11 protein-coding genes (1 of these 11 cut by a window edge) are annotated in these 22,646 nt (G+C 45.1%); 5 read left to right on the forward strand and 6 right to left on the reverse strand.

Translation table 11 applies throughout. The features are described from left to right. A protein-coding gene (locus tag AC21OG_RS08605; RefSeq protein WP_491185034.1) for an Ig-like domain-containing protein crosses the window boundary here: on the forward strand, positions 1-11,412 show its 3' end. Its footprint begins 15,612 nt before the window's first position; 11,412 of the gene's 27,024 nt are visible here — the last part of the coding sequence; its start codon lies beyond the left edge, outside the window; the stop codon is at positions 11,410-11,412. Positions 11,413-12,035: 623 nt separating this feature from the next. Further along, positions 12,036-13,460: an aldehyde dehydrogenase family protein gene (locus tag AC21OG_RS08610; protein WP_487377934.1), complete on the forward strand. Its 1,425-nt coding sequence runs from the start codon at positions 12,036-12,038 to the stop codon at positions 13,458-13,460. A gap of 112 nt (positions 13,461-13,572) precedes the next feature. Here AC21OG_RS08610 and AC21OG_RS08615 read toward each other — a convergent pair whose 3' ends face one another. Further along, positions 13,573-14,145 carry an Rrf2 family transcriptional regulator gene (locus AC21OG_RS08615; RefSeq protein ID WP_487377933.1) on the reverse strand — a complete coding sequence of 191 codons (573 nt, stop codon included), beginning with the start codon at positions 14,143-14,145 and terminating at the stop codon, positions 13,573-13,575. 847 nt (positions 14,146-14,992) lie between these two features. Between AC21OG_RS08615 and AC21OG_RS08620 the strand changes: the two genes are divergently transcribed. After that, complete coding sequence (locus AC21OG_RS08620) at positions 14,993-15,808, forward strand: HesA/MoeB/ThiF family protein (protein WP_487377932.1); 816 nt, start codon at positions 14,993-14,995, stop codon at positions 15,806-15,808. 2 nt (positions 15,809-15,810) lie between these two features. Here AC21OG_RS08620 and AC21OG_RS08625 read toward each other — a convergent pair whose 3' ends face one another. Beyond that, positions 15,811-17,109 carry an ABC1 kinase family protein gene (locus tag AC21OG_RS08625; RefSeq protein WP_487377931.1) on the reverse strand — a complete coding sequence of 433 codons (1,299 nt, stop codon included), beginning with the start codon at positions 17,107-17,109 and terminating at the stop codon, positions 15,811-15,813. A 56-nt stretch (positions 17,110-17,165) separates the two neighbouring features. Continuing rightward, positions 17,166-17,723 (reverse strand): type II 3-dehydroquinate dehydratase, encoded by a 558-nt coding sequence (gene aroQ / locus AC21OG_RS08630; RefSeq protein WP_487377930.1) that lies wholly within the window; start codon positions 17,721-17,723, stop codon positions 17,166-17,168. A gap of 438 nt (positions 17,724-18,161) precedes the next feature. Here aroQ and AC21OG_RS08635 point away from each other — a divergent pair, with 438 nt between their 5' ends. Together AC21OG_RS08635 and AC21OG_RS08640 are read left to right on the forward strand one after the other, a co-directional pair. Continuing rightward, a complete protein-coding gene (locus tag AC21OG_RS08635) occupies positions 18,162-18,377 on the forward strand; it encodes a cold-shock protein (RefSeq protein ID WP_486546808.1) in 216 nt (71 codons plus the stop codon). 525 nt (positions 18,378-18,902) lie between these two features. After that, entirely contained in the window at positions 18,903-20,054 is a 1,152-nt protein-coding gene (locus AC21OG_RS08640) for a DEAD/DEAH box helicase (protein ID WP_487377929.1), read from the forward strand. A 156-nt stretch (positions 20,055-20,210) separates the two neighbouring features. On the opposite strand, the gene AC21OG_RS08645 is transcribed toward AC21OG_RS08640, so the two are convergent. From AC21OG_RS08645 to AC21OG_RS08655, 3 genes are all read right to left on the reverse strand, one after another. Then, a complete protein-coding gene (locus tag AC21OG_RS08645) occupies positions 20,211-21,095 on the reverse strand; it encodes a sulfite exporter TauE/SafE family protein (RefSeq protein ID WP_487377943.1) in 885 nt (294 codons plus the stop codon). Positions 21,096-21,208: 113 nt separating this feature from the next. After that, entirely contained in the window at positions 21,209-21,433 is a 225-nt protein-coding gene (gene ccoS / locus AC21OG_RS08650) for a cbb3-type cytochrome oxidase assembly protein CcoS (protein ID WP_487377928.1), read from the reverse strand. 138 nt (positions 21,434-21,571) lie between these two features. Continuing rightward, positions 21,572-22,480 (reverse strand): YdcF family protein, encoded by a 909-nt coding sequence (locus tag AC21OG_RS08655; RefSeq protein ID WP_487377927.1) that lies wholly within the window; start codon positions 22,478-22,480, stop codon positions 21,572-21,574. Positions 22,481-22,646: the final 166 nt, after the last annotated feature.

Raw genomic sequence — 22,646 nt, forward strand, 5'->3', positions numbered from 1 at the left:
GCGACCGGTACGGCCACAGTAGACGCTGATGGCAACTATAATACCGGTGCAATTGACACCTCAGGACTGGTTGATGGCACCATCACCGCAGATGTGACGGCGACAGACAACAATGGTGAGAGTGTGTCGGTTACTGAAACCACCACCATGGATGCCACTGAAGCGGCGATCACCGCCACGGTCACCGCAGATGATGCCGCTGATACGGTCACTGTTGCAGGTAACACCACGGATGTGGCGCCAAATCAACAAGTGAGCGTGACCTTAACGGATGCGCTGGGTAATACGGCGACCGGTACGGCCACAGTAGACGCTGATGGCAACTATAATACCGGTGCAATTGACACCTCAGGACTGGTTGATGGCACCATCACCGCAGATGTGACGGCGACAGACAACAATGGTGAGAGTGTGTCGGTTACTGAAACCACCACCATGGATGCCACTGAAGCGGCGATCACCGCCACGGTCACCGCAGATGATGCCGCTGATACGGTCACTGTTGCAGGTAACACCACGGATGTGGCGCCAAATCAACAAGTGAGCGTGACCTTAACGGATGCGCTGGGTAATACGGCGACCGGTACGGCCACAGTAGACGCTGATGGCAACTATAATACCGGTGCAATTGACACCTCAGGACTGGTTGATGGCACCATCACCGCAGATGTGACGGCGACAGACAACAATGGTGAGAGTGTGTCGGTTACTGAAACCACCACCATGGATGCCACTGAAGCGGCGATCACCGCCACGGTCACCGCAGATGATGCCGCTGATACGGTCACTGTTGCAGGTAACACCACGGATGTGGCGCCAAATCAACAAGTGAGCGTGACCTTAACGGATGCGCTGGGTAATACGGCGACCGGTACGGCCACAGTAGACGCTGATGGCAACTATAATACCGGTGCAATTGACACCTCAGGACTGGTTGATGGCACCATCACCGCAGATGTGACGGCGACAGACAACAATGGTGAGAGTGTGTCGGTTACTGAAACCACCACCATGGATGCCACTGAAGCGGCGATCACCGCCACGGTCACCGCAGATGATGCCGCTGATACGGTCACTGTTGCAGGTAACACCACGGATGTGGCGCCAAATCAACAAGTGAGCGTGACCTTAACGGATGCGCTGGGTAATACGGCGACCGGTACGGCCACAGTAGACGCTGATGGCAACTATAATACCGGTGCAATTGACACCTCAGGACTGGTTGATGGCACCATCACCGCAGATGTGACGGCGACAGACAACAATGGTGAGAGTGTGTCGGTTACTGAAACCACCACCATGGATGCCACTGAAGCGGCGATCACCGCCACGGTCACCGCAGATGATGCCGCTGATACGGTCACTGTTGCAGGTAACACCACGGATGTGGCGCCAAATCAACAAGTGAGCGTGACCTTAACGGATGCGCTGGGTAATACGGCGACCGGTACGGCCACAGTAGACGCTGATGGCAACTATAATACCGGTGCAATTGACACCTCAGGACTGGTTGATGGCACCATCACCGCAGATGTGACGGCGACAGACAACAATGGTGAGAGTGTGTCGGTTACTGAAACCACCACCATGGATGCCACTGAAGCGGCGATCACCGCCACGGTCACCGCAGATGATGCCGCTGATACGGTCACTGTTGCAGGTAACACCACGGATGTGGCGCCAAATCAACAAGTGAGCGTGACCTTAACGGATGCGCTGGGTAATACGGCGACCGGTACGGCCACAGTAGACGCTGATGGCAACTATAATACCGGTGCAATTGACACCTCAGGACTGGTTGATGGCACCATCACCGCAGATGTGACGGCGACAGACAACAATGGTGAGAGTGTGTCGGTTACTGAAACCACCACCATGGATGCCACTGAAGCGGCGATCACCGCCACGGTCACCGCAGATGATGCCGCTGATACGGTCACTGTTGCAGGTAACACCACGGATGTGGCGCCAAATCAACAAGTGAGCGTGACCTTAACGGATGCGCTGGGTAATACGGCGACCGGTACGGCCACAGTAGACGCTGATGGCAACTATAATACCGGTGCAATTGACACCTCAGGACTGGTTGATGGCACCATCACCGCAGATGTGACGGCGACAGACAACAATGGTGAGAGTGTGTCGGTTACTGAAACCACCACCATGGATGCCACTGAAGCGGCGATCACCGCCACGGTCACCGCAGATGATGCCGCTGATACGGTCACTGTTGCAGGTAACACCACGGATGTGGCGCCAAATCAACAAGTGAGCGTGACCTTAACGGATGCGCTGGGTAATACGGCGACCGGTACGGCCACAGTAGACGCTGATGGCAACTATAATACCGGTGCAATTGACACCTCAGGACTGGTTGATGGCACCATCACCGCAGATGTGACGGCGACAGACAACAATGGTGAGAGTGTGTCGGTTACTGAAACCACCACCATGGATGCCACTGAAGCGGCGATCACCGCCACGGTCACCGCAGATGATGCCGCTGATACGGTCACTGTTGCAGGTAACACCACGGATGTGGCGCCAAATCAACAAGTGAGCGTGACCTTAACGGATGCGCTGGGTAATACGGCGACCGGTACGGCCACAGTAGACGCTGATGGCAACTATAATACCGGTGCAATTGACACCTCAGGACTGGTTGATGGCACCATCACCGCAGATGTGACGGCGACAGACAACAATGGTGAGAGTGTGTCGGTTACTGAAACCACCACCATGGATGCCACTGAAGCGGCGATCACCGCCACGGTCACCGCAGATGATGCCGCTGATACGGTCACTGTTGCAGGTAACACCACGGATGTGGCGCCAAATCAACAAGTGAGCGTGACCTTAACGGATGCGCTGGGTAATACGGCGACCGGTACGGCCACAGTAGACGCTGATGGCAACTATAATACCGGTGCAATTGACACCTCAGGACTGGTTGATGGCACCATCACCGCAGATGTGACGGCGACAGACAACAATGGTGAGAGTGTGTCGGTTACTGAAACCACCACCATGGATGCCACTGAAGCGGCGATCACCGCCACGGTCACCGCAGATGATGCCGCTGATACGGTCACTGTTGCAGGTAACACCACGGATGTGGCGCCAAATCAACAAGTGAGCGTGACCTTAACGGATGCGCTGGGTAATACGGCGACCGGTACGGCCACAGTAGACGCTGATGGCAACTATAATACCGGTGCAATTGACACCTCAGGACTGGTTGATGGCACCATCACCGCAGATGTGACGGCGACAGACAACAATGGTGAGAGTGTGTCGGTTACTGAAACCACCACCATGGATGCCACTGAAGCGGCGATCACCGCCACGGTCACCGCAGATGATGCCGCTGATACGGTCACTGTTGCAGGTAACACCACGGATGTGGCGCCAAATCAACAAGTGAGCGTGACCTTAACGGATGCGCTGGGTAATACGGCGACCGGTACGGCCACAGTAGACGCTGATGGCAACTATAATACCGGTGCAATTGACACCTCAGGACTGGTTGATGGCACCATCACCGCAGATGTGACGGCGACAGACAACAATGGTGAGAGTGTGTCGGTTACTGAAACCACCACCATGGATGCCACTGAAGCGGCGATCACCGCCACGGTCACCGCAGATGATGCCGCTGATACGGTCACTGTTGCAGGTAACACCACGGATGTGGCGCCAAATCAACAAGTGAGCGTGACCTTAACGGATGCGCTGGGTAATACGGCGACCGGTACGGCCACAGTAGACGCTGATGGCAACTATAATACCGGTGCAATTGACACCTCAGGACTGGTTGATGGCACCATCACCGCAGATGTGACGGCGACAGACAACAATGGTGAGAGTGTGTCGGTTACTGAAACCACCACCATGGATGCCACTGAAGCGGCGATCACCGCCACGGTCACCGCAGATGATGCCGCTGATACGGTCACTGTTGCAGGTAACACCACGGATGTGGCGCCAAATCAACAAGTGAGCGTGACCTTAACGGATGCGCTGGGTAATACGGCGACCGGTACGGCCACAGTAGACGCTGATGGCAACTATAATACCGGTGCAATTGACACCTCAGGACTGGTTGATGGCACCATCACCGCAGATGTGACGGCGACAGACAACAATGGTGAGAGTGTGTCGGTTACTGAAACCACCACCATGGATGCCACTGAAGCGGCGATCACCGCCACGGTCACCGCAGATGATGCCGCTGATACGGTCACTGTTGCAGGTAACACCACGGATGTGGCGCCAAATCAACAAGTGAGCGTGACCTTAACGGATGCGCTGGGTAATACGGCGACCGGTACGGCCACAGTAGACGCTGATGGCAACTATAATACCGGTGCAATTGACACCTCAGGACTGGTTGATGGCACCATCACCGCAGATGTGACGGCGACAGACAACAATGGTGAGAGTGTGTCGGTTACTGAAACCACCACCATGGATGCCACTGAAGCGGCGATCACCGCCACGGTCACCGCAGATGATGCCGCTGATACGGTCACTGTTGCAGGTAACACCACGGATGTGGCGCCAAATCAACAAGTGAGCGTGACCTTAACGGATGCGCTGGGTAATACGGCGACCGGTACGGCCACAGTAGACGCTGATGGCAACTATAATACCGGTGCAATTGACACCTCAGGACTGGTTGATGGCACCATCACCGCAGATGTGACGGCGACAGACAACAATGGTGAGAGTGTGTCGGTTACTGAAACCACCACCATGGATGCCACTGAAGCGGCGATCACCGCCACGGTCACCGCAGATGATGCCGCTGATACGGTCACTGTTGCAGGTAACACCACGGATGTGGCGCCAAATCAACAAGTGAGCGTGACCTTAACGGATGCGCTGGGTAATACGGCGACCGGTACGGCCACAGTAGACGCTGATGGCAACTATAATACCGGTGCAATTGACACCTCAGGACTGGTTGATGGCACCATCACCGCAGATGTGACGGCGACAGACAACAATGGTGAGAGTGTGTCGGTTACTGAAACCACCACCATGGATGCCACTGAAGCGGCGATCACCGCCACGGTCACCGCAGATGATGCCGCTGATACGGTCACTGTTGCAGGTAACACCACGGATGTGGCGCCAAATCAACAAGTGAGCGTGACCTTAACGGATGCGCTGGGTAATACGGCGACCGGTACGGCCACAGTAGACGCTGATGGCAACTATAATACCGGTGCAATTGACACCTCAGGACTGGTTGATGGCACCATCACCGCAGATGTGACGGCGACAGACAACAATGGTGAGAGTGTGTCGGTTACTGAAACCACCACCATGGATGCCACTGAAGCGGCGATCACCGCCACGGTCACCGCAGATGATGCCGCTGATACGGTCACTGTTGCAGGTAACACCACGGATGTGGCGCCAAATCAACAAGTGAGCGTGACCTTAACGGATGCGCTGGGTAATACGGCGACCGGTACGGCCACAGTAGACGCTGATGGCAACTATAATACCGGTGCAATTGACACCTCAGGACTGGTTGATGGCACCATCACCGCAGATGTGACGGCGACAGACAACAATGGTGAGAGTGTGTCGGTTACTGAAACCACCACCATGGATGCCACTGAAGCGGCGATCACCGCCACGGTCACCGCAGATGATGCCGCTGATACGGTCACTGTTGCAGGTAACACCACGGATGTGGCGCCAAATCAACAAGTGAGCGTGACCTTAACGGATGCGCTGGGTAATACGGCGACCGGTACGGCCACAGTAGACGCTGATGGCAACTATAATACCGGTGCAATTGACACCTCAGGACTGGTTGATGGCACCATCACCGCAGATGTGACGGCGACAGACAACAATGGTGAGAGTGTGTCGGTTACTGAAACCACCACCATGGATGCCACTGAAGCGGCGATCACCGCCACGGTCACCGCAGATGATGCCGCTGATACGGTCACTGTTGCAGGTAACACCACGGATGTGGCGCCAAATCAACAAGTGAGCGTGACCTTAACGGATGCGCTGGGTAATACGGCGACCGGTACGGCCACAGTAGACGCTGATGGCAACTATAATACCGGTGCAATTGACACCTCAGGACTGGTTGATGGCACCATCACCGCAGATGTGACGGCGACAGACAACAATGGTGAGAGTGTGTCGGTTACTGAAACCACCACCATGGATGCCACTGAAGCGGCGATCACCGCCACGGTCACCGCAGATGATGCCGCTGATACGGTCACTGTTGCAGGTAACACCACGGATGTGGCGCCAAATCAACAAGTGAGCGTGACCTTAACGGATGCGCTGGGTAATACGGCGACCGGTACGGCCACAGTAGACGCTGATGGCAACTATAATACCGGTGCAATTGACACCTCAGGACTGGTTGATGGCACCATCACCGCAGATGTGACGGCGACAGACAACAATGGTGAGAGTGTGTCGGTTACTGAAACCACCACCATGGATGCCACTGAAGCGGCGATCACCGCCACGGTCACCGCAGATGATGCCGCTGATACGGTCACTGTTGCAGGTAACACCACGGATGTGGCGCCAAATCAACAAGTGAGCGTGACCTTAACGGATGCGCTGGGTAATACGGCGACCGGTACGGCCACAGTAGACGCTGATGGCAACTATAATACCGGTGCAATTGACACCTCAGGACTGGTTGATGGCACCATCACCGCAGATGTGACGGCGACAGACAACAATGGTGAGAGTGTGTCGGTTACTGAAACCACCACCATGGATGCCACTGAAGCGGCGATCACCGCCACGGTCACCGCAGATGATGCCGCTGATACGGTCACTGTTGCAGGTAACACCACGGATGTGGCGCCAAATCAACAAGTGAGCGTGACCTTAACGGATGCGCTGGGTAATACGGCGACCGGTACGGCCACAGTAGACGCTGATGGCAACTATAATACCGGTGCAATTGACACCTCAGGACTGGTTGATGGCACCATCACCGCAGATGTGACGGCGACAGACAACAATGGTGAGAGTGTGTCGGTTACTGAAACCACCACCATGGATGCCACTGAAGCGGCGATCACCGCCACGGTCACCGCAGATGATGCCGCTGATACGGTCACTGTTGCAGGTAACACCACGGATGTGGCGCCAAATCAACAAGTGAGCGTGACCTTAACGGATGCGCTGGGTAATACGGCGACCGGTACGGCCACAGTAGACGCTGATGGCAACTATAATACCGGTGCAATTGACACCTCAGGACTGGTTGATGGCACCATCACCGCAGATGTGACGGCGACAGACAACAATGGTGAGAGTGTGTCGGTTACTGAAACCACCACCATGGATGCCACTGAAGCGGCGATCACCGCCACGGTCACCGCAGATGATGCCGCTGATACGGTCACTGTTGCAGGTAACACCACGGATGTGGCGCCAAATCAACAAGTGAGCGTGACCTTAACGGATGCGCTGGGTAATACGGCGACCGGTACGGCCACAGTAGACGCTGATGGCAACTATAATACCGGTGCAATTGACACCTCAGGACTGGTTGATGGCACCATCACCGCAGATGTGACGGCGACAGACAACAATGGTGAGAGTGTGTCGGTTACTGAAACCACCACCATGGATGCCACTGAAGCGGCGATCACCGCCACGGTCACCGCAGATGATGCCGCTGATACGGTCACTGTTGCAGGTAACACCACGGATGTGGCGCCAAATCAACAAGTGAGCGTGACCTTAACGGATGCGCTGGGTAATACGGCGACCGGTACGGCCACAGTAGACGCTGATGGCAACTATAATACCGGTGCAATTGACACCTCAGGACTGGTTGATGGCACCATCACCGCAGATGTGACGGCGACAGACAACAATGGTGAGAGTGTGTCGGTTACTGAAACCACCACCATGGATGCCACTGAAGCGGCGATCACCGCCACGGTCACCGCAGATGATGCCGCTGATACGGTCACTGTTGCAGGTAACACCACGGATGTGGCGCCAAATCAACAAGTGAGCGTGACCTTAACGGATGCGCTGGGTAATACGGCGACCGGTACGGCCACAGTAGACGCTGATGGCAACTATAATACCGGTGCAATTGACACCTCAGGACTGGTTGATGGCACCATCACCGCAGATGTGACGGCGACAGACAACAATGGTGAGAGTGTGTCGGTTACTGAAACCACCACCATGGATGCCACTGAAGCGGCGATCACCGCCACGGTCACCGCAGATGATGCCGCTGATACGGTCACTGTTGCAGGTAACACCACGGATGTGGCGCCAAATCAACAAGTGAGCGTGACCTTAACGGATGCGCTGGGTAATACGGCGACCGGTACGGCCACAGTAGACGCTGATGGCAACTATAATACCGGTGCAATTGACACCTCAGGACTGGTTGATGGCACCATCACCGCAGATGTGACGGCGACAGACAACAATGGTAACGAGGTGACAGCGTCTAATACTGCTGAGATGGACACCACCGCGCCAGTAATCGATATAGACTCAATTGCAGGTGACGCTCAACCGGATGGTAATGAAGCAGCAGGGGATGATATCTACTCTACAATTACTGCGAATGAAGTAGAAAATGGATTTACTATCTCAGGTACAACAGACGCTGAAGACAACCAAAATGTGACCGTATCTATTCTTGATAGCAGTGGTAATCCTGTACTTGATAGTAATAGTAACCCTGTTCAGTATTCAGCTACGGTTAGTAATGGTTCTTGGTCGGTTGATGTCCCTGCCAATGAAACTTGGGTAGCCAATGGCGACTTCCAAATTAAAGCTACGGTTTCAGATATTGCCGGTAATGCTGCTACGCCAGATATTGATACAACAACCATTCAGCTTAAAGTGGTTATTGATTTAGATGCTGATGATAGCAGTACAGCCACTGATAATGGTTTCAAGACCACTTACATCGATAATTTTGGTGCGGTAAGTGTTGCCGATACCGATATAGAACTTACGGGTCCAGAAGGTGTAAACGTAGTCAGTGCAACCATCAATTTAACCAATGCTCAAACTGGTGATGTTTTACAAGCTGACAACTTACCAGCTGGTATTACCGCTCAAGTTAGCGCAAATGGAGACACTGTAACCTTAACTGGTGATAGTTCATTGGCTAATTATGAACAAGCTATTCAAGCTGTCACTTTTGCAAATACTAATAATGTGCAAAATGATGAAATCACTCGTACAGTAGAGGTTACAATTGTTGACTCTAATAACTATACAAGTAGTGCAACGACTGAAATTGATGTTGTTCAAACTGCCGATGTAGTCAGTATCCAAGTCACTGATGATTATGACGAAGATAGTGCGTTAATAAATGGTATACCTTTTGATGGTAGTAATGCTTATGGAGTCACAGATCAAGCACCATACACAGGTGTCGTATCTTATGAAGGACCTGCTTTAGATGCACCATCCGTAACCACTAACGGATTAACCAATGACGTTACCCCAACTATCGACGTAACTTTAGATACTGGATTATATGCTGGTCAAACTCTAGAGATTTTAAGATATGTCGAAGATATAGATGGTAATTTGACTCAAGAGACAACTGTGTATACCAATAGTACAGAGGGGGCAACCAGTGCGACTTATACTGAATCTGCACTTCCAGATACTGAAGGTACCAACTATGTCTATAAAGCTCAAGTTACCTCTGATGGTACACCAACAAGCGAGAAAGCAGTTAATATCACGCTTGATACCGAAGCGGAGAGCATTAAACTCAAAATCGATACAATTTCTAGTGATATAGCGAGTGGTGTATTAAAAGGGTTTGCAGAGTTAGATGGAACGGTCTTCATTGATAAAGATAAAGACGGCATTTATAATCCCGATATTGATGTCATTGCAAATGTCGATTCTGATGGTGTATGGTCGTTAAGTGTGGATAATTTCGAAGGACTAGATCAGGAATCTGATGGTGATTATTCAACGACAGATGATCAAGATAGTAATGTATTCATTGATTTTGTAGATGCTGCAGGTAACTCTGACCCTGAAGGTGCTGTTGAACTTTATTACTTTGATAATGGTGATGGCGCAGCTATAGGAACACTAGATAGAAGAGATGAACCAGTAGGGGGTGAGTCATTTGTTGGAAATGGCAATAGATTAAATCTAGCACCAGATGGTTCGATAGTAGCTGATGGACAGAGCTCTGATGTTGTAAGGTTCGCAGACAATGGTGCGGATAAGATTATCATTACTACCAATGGTATTACATCTTCAGGCGCAACCTATGCTACGGCTATATTCACTGGTAATGGTAATGATTATTTTACCAGTACTGGTAATATGGCACTCAATACCCGCCTCTATTTAGGAGAGGGGGAGGATACAATAGAAATTGAACGAATTATATCTGCAAATGCGGATACGACTATCGTCGATACAGGTGCTGATAATGATTTAGTCAATGTGCTTGAAAATATCCAATATGCTACGCTTTATACAAGAGCTGGAGATGACGTTGTTAATATTTACGGAGCAGTTCGTTATAATAGTAGAGTGATACTTGGTGATGGTGCCGATATTTTAGAATTAAATGACTTGAGACAAGGTACTATTTATAGCGATGTCGCAACCTATGATAGTGACTATATTGTTAATGGTATGATAGACGACGGTTTTGTAGATAATATCAAGATTGATAAATTTAGTGGAACCGCAGGAACTATATATATCGGTCATAACGACACCTTAACCAATATTGCCGGTGACGCTAAAGATATCAATAATGGTGTTACCTTAAATGTCTTATCTGAATCAGGACAAAATGCGGACTTAGACTTAGGAGTGATTAGTTCTGGTACCATTAATATTGGTTCAGGGGATGATACACTTAATTTGGCAAGTTTGACTGGTGGTCAAGTTAACCTAGGAGATGGTGCCGATACCCTCAATATTGCTGGAACCGTTGAAGGCGGTCGTATCAACATGGGTGCAGGTGACGATAATATAGTAGTTAATGGTAATGGTATTGAAGTTGATGCAACTGGAACAAATAATCTTAACGGTGGCGCAGGCATTGATACATTATCTTTAAAAGGTCAGGGAAGTTCGGTTTATGCCAACGAACTCGAAGGCATTGAAATCGTTGATTTATTAAATAATGGCAATGCATTCTTTACTGGCACTCGTGCAGCTTATAATAGTTCTACGGACGAATTAGAAGGTACAGACGGTCTTCACATTGCTGGTGGATCGACCGATACTGTTAATCTAGGCGGAACAGGTACTTGGAATGAAGTAGGTCAGGTAACCTATGAAGGTAACCAGTATAATCAATATATTAATACAAGTGGTGCTGGTGAGAGAACAATTTATATTGATACGGATATTGTAAATATTATTATGTAAACATTAACAATATATTAGCCTTTGAAAAAACGCCCTCGCAATGAACTGAACCCCATAAGTTGGACACAACTTATGGGGTTCAGTTCATTGCGAGGGCGTTTTTTTATGCCAAACCTTATCAAGAACTCTAAAGTGCATTACTGCTTATCATCACTTTTAATGACGTTAAAATTTATGCACACCTACCTGTTACACTTTATAGAATTATTAACTAAATTTAAACTTAAATACTTTGAACGTCTAGAAGTTCTTTAGATAGGAGACTGGCTTTGATATTATAAAATTGTCATAGAAAATTTTAGAGCCTAAGGTTTAAACAACTAATGTTAAAAGGTGGGTGCATATGCTACAAATAAGGGGTTTATTCAACATCAGTAAAATTATTCTTTTATGACGGTATAACAGTGAACAACAAAAATTAATACTAGATACCTGAGACTTTGATTATCCTATCAGTCATATATCTTTAAAAACAGTGAATATCTCAAAAAACATTAAAGTCTAAAATGTGCAATGATCATCAAGAAGCAAAACCGAACACCTTATATGATGATTTACACGCTAAAAGACTTTTAATGATTAAATAAATAATTCAATTCAATAAAATTAAAAAAAGGTGACCTATGCAACATTTTTATCCACTCTATTTAGCCAATCAAGCACATGAAGGTGCAGATGAATTGGAAGTCATCAATAAATTCAGCCAAGGAACAGTTGCAGAAGTGGCGCGTGCAGATAGCGAGCTACTTGAGCAAGCGATACAAGCAGGTATTAAGGCCATCCCTGTAATGCAAGCTTTGAAGCCTTATCAAAAGCAGCGAATTTTGCAAGACTGCGTTGCTAAGTTTAAACAGCGCTTTGATGAATTTACGGAAGCTTTGGTTGCTGAAGGTGGTAAGCCAAAAAGCGCTGCTGAAGCGGAAGTCAAACGACTAATCAGTACCTTTCAGCTTGCTGCGGATGCCGTCACTACGTTAGCAGAAGGAGAGGTTATTCCCCTTGATGTGACCGAAGCCAGTGCCGGCTATCGAGGTTTTAGCAAACGAGTCCCGATAGGTTTGTGTGGTTTTATTTCACCCTTTAACTTTCCGTTAAACTTAGTTGCTCATAAGATTGCGCCAGCGATTGCAGCAGGGTGTCCGTTCATTTTAAAGCCTGCAAGTTTTACACCAATAAGTGCGTTATTGATTGCAGAAGTATTGGCTCAGACAGAGTTACCCGAAGGCGCATTTTCAATATTGCCCATGTCATCGAAAATTGCAGATGTTTTAGTGACAGACGAGCGAATCAAGCTTTTATCATTTACGGGCTCTGATAAAGTAGGTTGGGATATGAAAGCACGTGCTGGTAAGAAGAAAGTGGTCTTAGAGCTTGGTGGCAATGCGGCTGTATTACTGGAGCCTGATGCTGATCTAGATACGGCGCTGCCCCGTATTATTACAGGCGGTTTTACTCAGGCAGGGCAAGTCTGTATCAGCGTACAGCGGGTACTGATTCACCGTGATATTTATGAAGAGGTCAAAGATAAGCTGGTTGAATTGGCGAAGCAGGTTAAAACTGGAGATCCTAGTCAGGGAGAGGTGCTTATTGGACCGATGATAGATAAAGGGGAGCTTGAGCGATTACAAGATTGGATTAACAAGGCGGTCGATCACGGTGCTACATTGCTCTGCGGAGGAGGTAGTGAGGGCTTGGTGATGGATGCTACTATATTAGAGAACGTCAGCCATGATTGTCAGCTTTATAAAGATGAGGCCTTTGGTCCCGTTATGATATTGGAAGCCTATGACAGTTTTGATAAAGGTGTTGAGCTTGCTAACGATAGTCGATTTGGCTTACAAGTCGGGGTTTATACTTCTAATATTAATAAAGCCATGCAAGCTTGGGATTGTATCGAAGCAGGCGGCGTCATTATCAATGACATTCCAACTTTCCGTGTCGATAATATGCCTTATGGCGGTGTAAAAGACTCAGGTTTTGGGCGTGAAGGGGTTAAGTATGCAATTGAGGATATGAGTGAGTTGCGGCTTATGGTGATTAAAGACTAATGCTTAATCCACTTTTTATTAGTGATTATTTGAGGTGATAGAGGGCTTGTGTTGTAGTATCAAGAAGGCTACATTACAGCCCTCTTAAGATCTTTAAAATTTAAATGTACATTTAATGATTTAACTTAAGATTGAGAACATCCCATATATCTTCTTTATTTTCGATGATATCTTCTAAGGTATAGGTGTCCATAACCTGTAAAAAGGCCTGTTTTGCTTCAAAGTAAACATGCTTGAGTTTGCATACAGGTGTTATTACGCATTCAATTTTAGCCTTTTTAGTATCCTGACTATCCTGCTGACTATCCTGCTGAATATCCTGAAAGTCAGGTAGGTTATTTGCTGAGTTATTCTTATCTCTATCGTCTTTATTGTTTGTATGGTGTGTTATATTGGAGTCGGTGAAGCAAGAGGCAATATTAAAGTCAGGTTCGGTCTGACGCATAACTTCTCCTAATTTTATCAGTTTAGGATCTTTAGCCAGTCGTATTCCGCCATTCTTACCCCGCATACTTTCTATGTAACCTATTTGCGCTAATTTATGAATAACTTTGGTCAGATGACTTCTCGAGATTTTATATATATTTGAAATCTCACTAATAGTCGCTAATGTATTACGATTAGAATCAAGAGCTAAATACATCAGTGTTCTTAGAGCATAATCGCTATAGTCGGTAAGGCGCATAAGTTTCCCTATTGAATTAAAATATAAAAAGCTTTTATAAAAATAAACTATGTCATTCTTTCATCAGACCATTTGCCAATTATTAAATTTGAGATATTGACCATTATTATCCTAGAGTGTTAACTATCATATTTGTTAATAGCTACGATCCTATATTTTATTACTGCTAATAAATCTTGTTATCTCTCATACGTAGCTATTTTGAAAAAAATATAAATACTACCTCACTCTTAACTCTTAATTCTTAACTCTTAATTCTTAACTTTTAGCAAGGCTGCATCATTAGCCCAGGATTTTGATTAAAGGTTTTGATTTGCTGGACTAAAAAGCACCGCCTACGATGAATTTTAATAAGTTGAAACAAGGTAAATACTATAAATTTTAATCAGTCTACCTTTAGTTTGTGTATCACTATTTAGTCTATGTCGTAGTCTATGATTCTTAATGTATAACAATAGGCTATGGTAGAACCATCGATTTGATATAAAATGACATTTTAAAAATAATATATCCACATAAATTATTGATTTAAATATTATTTATCACTGTTTGTATTACTATTTAACCCTTAAAAGTAATACAATGTCAACATTGTTAAGGTTTTTTTAATTACTAATGGGTACGTAACTCATTATACGTACCAAAATTTTAAAGAAATAATTAAAAGGTGGATTCTAAATTAATAAACATAAACCGATATATCACGACTAACTAAATTGATGAGTTTGCTAAGGGTATGTCATAACAATTAAATTAACGATAGACTGAAACTTTAAGGGGTGGATAACCTTGATTTGTTTATTGGGTGAGAGTAGAGAGGTTTTTGAATGAGAATAGGTGTTTCTAAATGAATTTAACTGACGAAGAGTTGCTACGTTACTCACGCCAAATATTGCTTGAAAATTGGGATATTGATGCGCAGCTACGCTTAAAGTCAAGCAAGGTAGTGATTTTAGGGGCGGGTGGATTAGGATGTCCGGTTTCAGAAACTTTAGCACGTGCAGGTGTTGGTGCTATCCATATTATCGATAATGATGTGATTGAAGCGAGCAACTTACAGCGTCAAACCTTATTCACAGATAAGGATGTCGGTCAAAACAAGGCAGAAACGGCGTATTCCGCTTTAAAAAAAATCAATCCGTTTGTTGAGGTAAGTTTTAGTGCAAAGCGCTTAGATTATACGAACGCTGAGGAATTATTACTTATTGAACACTCAAAACAGTCAGGCCCTTTTTTACTGTTAGATTGTACGGACAACTTTGCGACTCGTGAGCTGTTCAATAAAATGAGTGTGCGTCACCGCCTGCCACTGCTATCAGCTTCCGCCATCGGTATGACAGGCCAACTTGCCTTATATGAGCCTGCTCAGCAAAGTGGATGTTATAACTGCTTATTCGGCACTACTATTTCAGATAGTCAAGGTTCACATTCTATAGGTTCAGAATCCTCTAATGACACTCAAAACTGCACTAATTCTGGCGTTTTGGCCAGTACCACGACAGTGATGGGTAACTTACAAGCCAATGCGGCGCTTCAGTATTTAGGGCTGAGTCATAACCCATTAGCTGGGCAATTACTCATTTGGAACGGTCGTAATATGACTCAGCAAAAAATACGCTATCGGCAAGATAAGCAGTGTCCAGTCTGTGGTATCAATAAATAATGTTAGAAATCAATATAGTGCTTCACCAAGGGACTAAGATCGATATCAACACCGAGGTTGACTAGATTCCAATACTGTCCAGAAATGGTACGGTCTAACATCATAGTTGTCGCAGAAGGTTGGAATTGCTTAAAATACTTTAATCCTTGTTTGGCTTGAGCGATAGCCTCATAATGAACCTGACTGTCTGCAAAATTAAACGATCCGCTATGATAAGGTTCAATCGATAAGGGTTTGAGTCCAATTTGCAACCACTCTTGATAGAATGAACCGGGTATCAATACATCATCTGTGCGTCTTATATCTAAAGCGATAAGATCTTGCTCTAATGCGGTCACATCCCCTTTTAAAGCGTGCCTAGCAAACCGTCTAAACAGTTCTACTTCAGCATTACTATAAGTACGAATGCCACCAAAATCATAGGCGATAACACTGCCATCTTGCCGAAACGCAAAGTTGCCGGGATGGGGGTCACAGTGCATACGGTATAGCTCAAATATCTGACCGGCACTAAATTTAAACAATCGAGTAGCAATCTTCTGTTTAATCTCATTGTCCCAAGTAGAGGCGACGCTTAATGGCTCGCCTAGCTCTTCTGTTAAGGTCAAAATTCGACGTGTAGAATGGCTCTTGATGACTTTAGGAATAATTAAACCGTCATCATCGGCATGGAATGCGCCAAATATAGCTAGATTCTGTGCTTCTTTAATATAGTTTAGCTCATCTTTTAAGCTATCACGGATCTCGTTAAATATCTGATCCTGTAGCTCACGGCTCATGCTTAATACACCCGTCATCTTTAGTGCTAACCGTACCTGTTTTAAGTCGCTGTCGCAATTTTTATCCACATCAGGATATTGCACTTTTACGACGACATGTTGTCCACTGGGTAGTATGGCTTTATGGACTTGACCGATAGAGGCTGCTGCAAAAGGGTGTTGTTCAAAGTGGTCAAAAGCGTCGTCAATAGGTTTGCCAAGCTCACGTTCGACTTGGGATTTAATGACGGAATAAGGCATGGCTGGGGCATCGTTTTGTAGCTTTTCTAAGGCTGCGGCGACCTCTGGTGGAAAAACCTCTTTGTATTGAGACGCAATTTGTCCAACTTTCATTACCGCCCCTTTCATTTCACCTAGGGTGTCTGCTATCTGAATTCCAACATCTTGCAGCATTTGTGAACGGGCTTCTGCACGTTTAGTTTCATCACTCGATAAGTTCTTAAATGAGTTTTTAGCCGCCTTACCAGCAATACTTGCTGTCATGCTCGCCAGTTTCATAAAACGTTTGCCGGATGATGCCATAATAAATAATGCCTTAGCTTTAAAGGGAATGTCTTAAAGAGTAAAAACAGCTCAGTTTACTCACTATAATGTTCAAGAAAATAACTTAAAGCCATATCATAACCAAGATGCCCCAAACCACAAATGACACCGACCGCTTTATCACTAAAATAAGAATGAGCTCTAAAATCCTCTCGATTATGTATATTGGATAGATGTACTTCGATGAAGGGTTTTTTAATACCGAGGAGGGCATCGCGCAGAGCAACAGAGGTATGGGTAAAGGCTGCAGGGTTTATAATCACGGCATCTATTAAGTCTTCACTATCCCCCAGTAGACCATGATGTTGAATAGCATCAATGAGCTCGCCTTCATGATTGGATTGTACGCAAACCAGCTCAATACCTTTAGCCTGAGCTATGGATAGCAAACGTCTTTCTATGTCGTGTAATGTGGTTGAACCATACAGTTCTGGTTCACGAACCCCTAATAAATTTAAGTTAGGACCATTGACTAATAATAATCGACGGTGCAAACCATTTATCGAGTCTTTGGGTGTTTTGGAAGAAGATTGTGTGTCAAGGGGTTTAGGGATAAAGCCTTTAGCAATAGACTGTTCGGTTATGTCTGTCATAATGAACTCGATTAATATAGTTTTTTTAAGAATAGAAATAGTTTTTTGATAAATATAAACAGTAGAATGGTCGATAATATTATACTGCTAAACTCGATATTTATAGTGTTTAATTATCAGTAGATAGTGGCATAAGGTTAAAAATGATAATAATTGATCACACAATTTAGCTCTCTAGTATGAAAGTTGTGTTAAAACACTTTGTGTTAATTATTAGTCATGCTATGATTAGTTTTAGATAACAAACATGTCTGTAGTGTAACTAAGAGGCTTTTATCTTAGAATTTATATTTTAATTATAGCACTCTACCTCTGTTTTGTTGTTTAGTGGTCTTTTGCCACTCTATTATACCCAGTATTCGCATTACAGCCTTTAGCTTGGATGCTTTGATGGGTCAACTTGAAGTTTCGTAAATTTAGTTTTTTAGGAAGTAAATTATGTCAGCTCGTGAGCAAGGTACTGTTAAGTGGTTTAATGATGCAAAAGGCTTTGGTTTTATTCAACGTGAAAGTGGCGAAGATATCTTTGTTCACTTCCGTGCTATTCAAGGTGACGGCTATCGCTCGTTACAGGATGGCCAAAAAGTTGAATTTATTGTTACTGAAGGTGAAAAAGGCTTACAAGCTGAAGAAGTTACTAAAGTAGACGAATAAATTTAACGAATAAGCTTACACTAAAAAAGTTTACAAAGTTATCGTTTTAACGAACGTTATAACGTTTTTATGACGGCTTTAGTTGTATAGTATTAAATTATTATACATCTTTATACGTATGACCAGTTTAGACAAGACTAGGTTATAGGGAGCTTTTGTTCTTCGCGTTAAGCTTTTTACTCAAAGGCTTTAAGGTTGATATAAAAGTGACGGCAAAGGCCCGTTAGGTGTATCTGTAAAACCAATATGTTAAATCTGTCAGCATAACAAATGTGCTGGTTTAGATTTAGCATATTGGTTTTTGTCGTTTATAAACGGTTTAATTGGTTTAGGTCCGATTCATTAAGGTAGAATTTATTTAGGTTCAATTTATTTAGGTCATTTAGGTCATTTAGGTTCAATATTTTAAAATAACCCTTTTTAAAGTCTAACTAGTCTAAAATGGTTATCATTTTACAAATAAAGATACAGATATAGATATAGATACAGACTTTTGCACTCATTAAGATAGAAATAGGACGTTTTATGGATAACTTTATTACATTTAGTGATTTGCCACTTAGCAAAAGTACCTTATTATCTGTCAATGATTTGGGCTTTACTGAGTTGACGCCTATTCAAGCCAAGATATTACCCAATACGTTGGCGGGACAAGATGCTATTGGTCAGGCACAAACTGGTACGGGTAAGACAGCTACCTTTTTAATCACTATCATAGAAGCCCTATTAAACAGACCCTTTGCCGCTGATGAGGCACGCTATCTAGGAGAGCCAAGAGCTTTGATATTAGCGCCAACACGTGAGCTTGCAAACCAGATATTTGATGATGCTATTGCCCTAACCAAGCATACTGATTTGCATAGCGTCTGCATCATGGGCGGGGTTGATTATGACCAACAAACCTCTGCTTTGGAGTTGGCATTCACCGATATTTTGATTGCGACCCCAGGACGCCTTATAGATTTGATACACAAGGGTCATGTATTTTTAGATCGTATAGAAGCCTTTGTGCTAGATGAGGCAGATCGGATGCTGGATATGGGGTTTATCCCTGATATAAAACGAATTGTGCGTTATATGCCGCCAAATACCGACAGACAAAGCTTGTTATTCTCGGCCACATTTAATCAAGATGTGATGAATTTAGCGTATAAATGGTTACTTAATCCCGTATTTGTAGAAATTGAACCGGAACACAAAACCAGTGATTTGGTTGAGCAGCATTTCTATTTATTGACGGAGAAAGATAAGTTTAATGCGCTTAACCGTATCTTAGACGCAGCAGAGACCAAAAAAGTGATTGTCTTTGCCAATCGAAAAGATCAAGTTAAGCGGCTATACAACCGGTTAGGTGCCGAGCACAACGTGGTCATGCTATCTGGTGATGTCGATCAATCAAAGCGCGAACTCTATCTAGATAAGTTTAAAAATGGTAACGCGAAAGTTTTGGTAGCGACAGATGTGGCGGGGCGGGGCATTCATGTGGACGATATCAGTCATGTGGTGAACTATACGCTACCAGATCAGCCTGATGATTATGTCCACCGAATAGGACGTACAGGGCGGGCCGGTCAAACAGGTATCAGCATCAGCTTTGTGAGCGAAGATGATGCCTTTAACTTGCCAGCCTTAGAAGCACATTTAAATACTAAATTAAAACTTGAGCAGTTTGATTAATACCTTCTCTATAAAATAACCTACCTTTGTCAGTCTCGCTGAACCTACTATTTGTAGCGTTTGCACTCGTCTTCCTCGATAGGTTAATTTCTAGATTTGGTATAACATTTTATGTCAGGTTTGGGGTTATTTCAGGTTTTAGGTTACAAGTACAGGTTAATGAGTCTCATGAGACATAGGTTGATACTCATTGTGCTCCATGTCTGTTAATGCCTCTCCATTCATATGATGTCTGCTATCCATATCATGCCTGCTGTGCGCGTCATGCTTGTTGTGTGCGTCAGGCATATTATTCATATCAGGTGAGTGAGCAGGTGCTGAGGTATTTTCACTGTGAGCTTGATGAGTGGTGTGCCCAGCATGACCCCCTAAATGAGTCATCGCAAGTGGAACAAAGATAACGGCAAGACCCGATATCATCATAATAATTCCATTTAATTGGCGCAATTTAAAACGTCCAATTTGTTTATGCAACCAGCCTACTGTTTCGTGTGTGGCAACCAGCATTGGCACAGTGCCCAAGCCAAAAACGAACATGAGTAAGGCACCAGTGACGACATGATTGCCAACGGCTGCCATTAATAAAGCGCCGTACACCAACCCACAAGGTAAAAATCCCCATAACAGTCCTGCCGCAAGTGCACGCGGAAAAGTAGTGATTGGAAATACTTTTTTTCGCAAAGGCGCCAGTCGTCGCCAAACACCCATTCCCACTTTTTCAAGTTTATTTAAAAAGGGAAGCCCGATCATATTAAGACCGATAAAGACCAAAACCGCCCCTAAAAGAATTCTAGGAAGATGGTTACCCGTCATCAAAGGTGCAAGCACTGTCGTGCCAATCAATGCTGCTATCACACCTAATAAGGAATAGCTTACTAAACGCCCAAAATGATAAGTCGCTATTAGCAACCGCTTCTTAGCGGGGCTTACCTCTTGCATGGAGAGACCAAAAGCAGTTACTAAACCACCACACATACCCAGACAATGCGGTGAACCAAAAAAACCCATTGCTAATGCTGCAAGAAGAAGCGGAGTTATTATCATTAATATTCACCAAATAAAGTCAAATATACCATCCAATAAGTATTGGGTAATTAGCATAATAGAGTATGAAAAAATATTCATCGGTTTTAATACATTTTAATATGCAGTTATCAGTTATCTTCATTACGATTTATTTCTGATTCTAATCGGTCTGTAGACTCAACAGAGGGTTGCTTTAAAGCGTGACGGCGTTCTTGACGATCATCCAATATTACCCGTTGTGATTCATTGTCTAAATCCTCAAACTGATTAGATTTTACCGCATAGCGAACGGCCCAAATACCAATGACAAATAGCATTAAACTTAGCGGAATCAGTAAATACATACTGGTCATAACCAGGCTCCTCTTTCAATAGAATTGGCTAGCATGACCTTCCTAATCCTTTAAGGATATTTAAGGGAGTGTCATTAAACGTTATATTATACTCTTTTTGGTAGGTTGTTGCCCTGATGTCGTTGGTGATAGTTCTCTTCAACTGTCCGCTGGCTTGCGACTGCGTAATAAGGTATCGAAACTAACCTCTTTGGCATTTCGGCAATTTTGTTGGGGAGCAAAGACGTCTCGGGTATAAGCGAGAATCTCATATAGCGCGCGTCGTGAGTGCTGGGCATTATTTTTTGGACTTAGCCAACTTTTTTGCATAGGTAAGGGGGCTGGTATTGGCGTGGTATGAATATGATTCAATGCAAATTGTCGCCGAGTTCGGGTCATATGATAAGCGTCTGTAATCAGATAGACATCAGATAAGTTTAAGCGTTTTGCAGTAAATCGGGCGTTTTCACACGTATTCATACTGGCATTTTCAGTAATGACATCGTCAATACCATAGCTGTATAACCAGTCTCGCATCCAAGCAGACTCAACACCTGTGAGCACGATAGGAAGAGGCGTGCGTTTATAATGTCTGATTACAGTAATCATTCTATTCAGACTATACTTATTCAAAACAATATTATTAGCCGCCAGACTATTATTTACTTGTTCAGCAATAATATTTTGCTCGTCACTGTTTTCGGTATGCTGGCTCTCCCTTTGGGGATTGGGCTTATGGTCTAGTGCTGTCTGGGTATGATCCGACTTCAATGTATTATCAGATGAGATGCTGTCCGTTGAAGAAGGCTTAAAGTTATAGGTATGGTCAGCTTCAGTAAGTCCACCACCTAGAACGACATAAGCGGTAGGCTTATGCTCCGTTCTTAGGTTGAGAACAAGCTTAGAATAGGGTTGTGGGGTTTCTATCTTAGATTTATCAGTGACATTGTCCACAAAGGAGACAGGATAGTGGGTAACTTCTGGTATCGGGAGATGGTTGAGCACCCAAAGTCCAACAGATGAAAACACAGGGGTAAAAAAGCTGACCACCATAAGAAGTAATAGCATTAAAATTCTGAGAATGCTTTTTATCACTCCTTTATAAAAGCTTTTTAAAAACGGCGTCATTATTTTCACATTAAACTCAGATTAGACTACCTAATACGGACAGTCAGTTATATATAAACGCACCCAACAGTCTTTCTTACCCGCTTTAGGGATCTTACCTCCATAC

It is taken from the genome of Psychrobacter sp. CX5, from assembly GCF_057621535.2.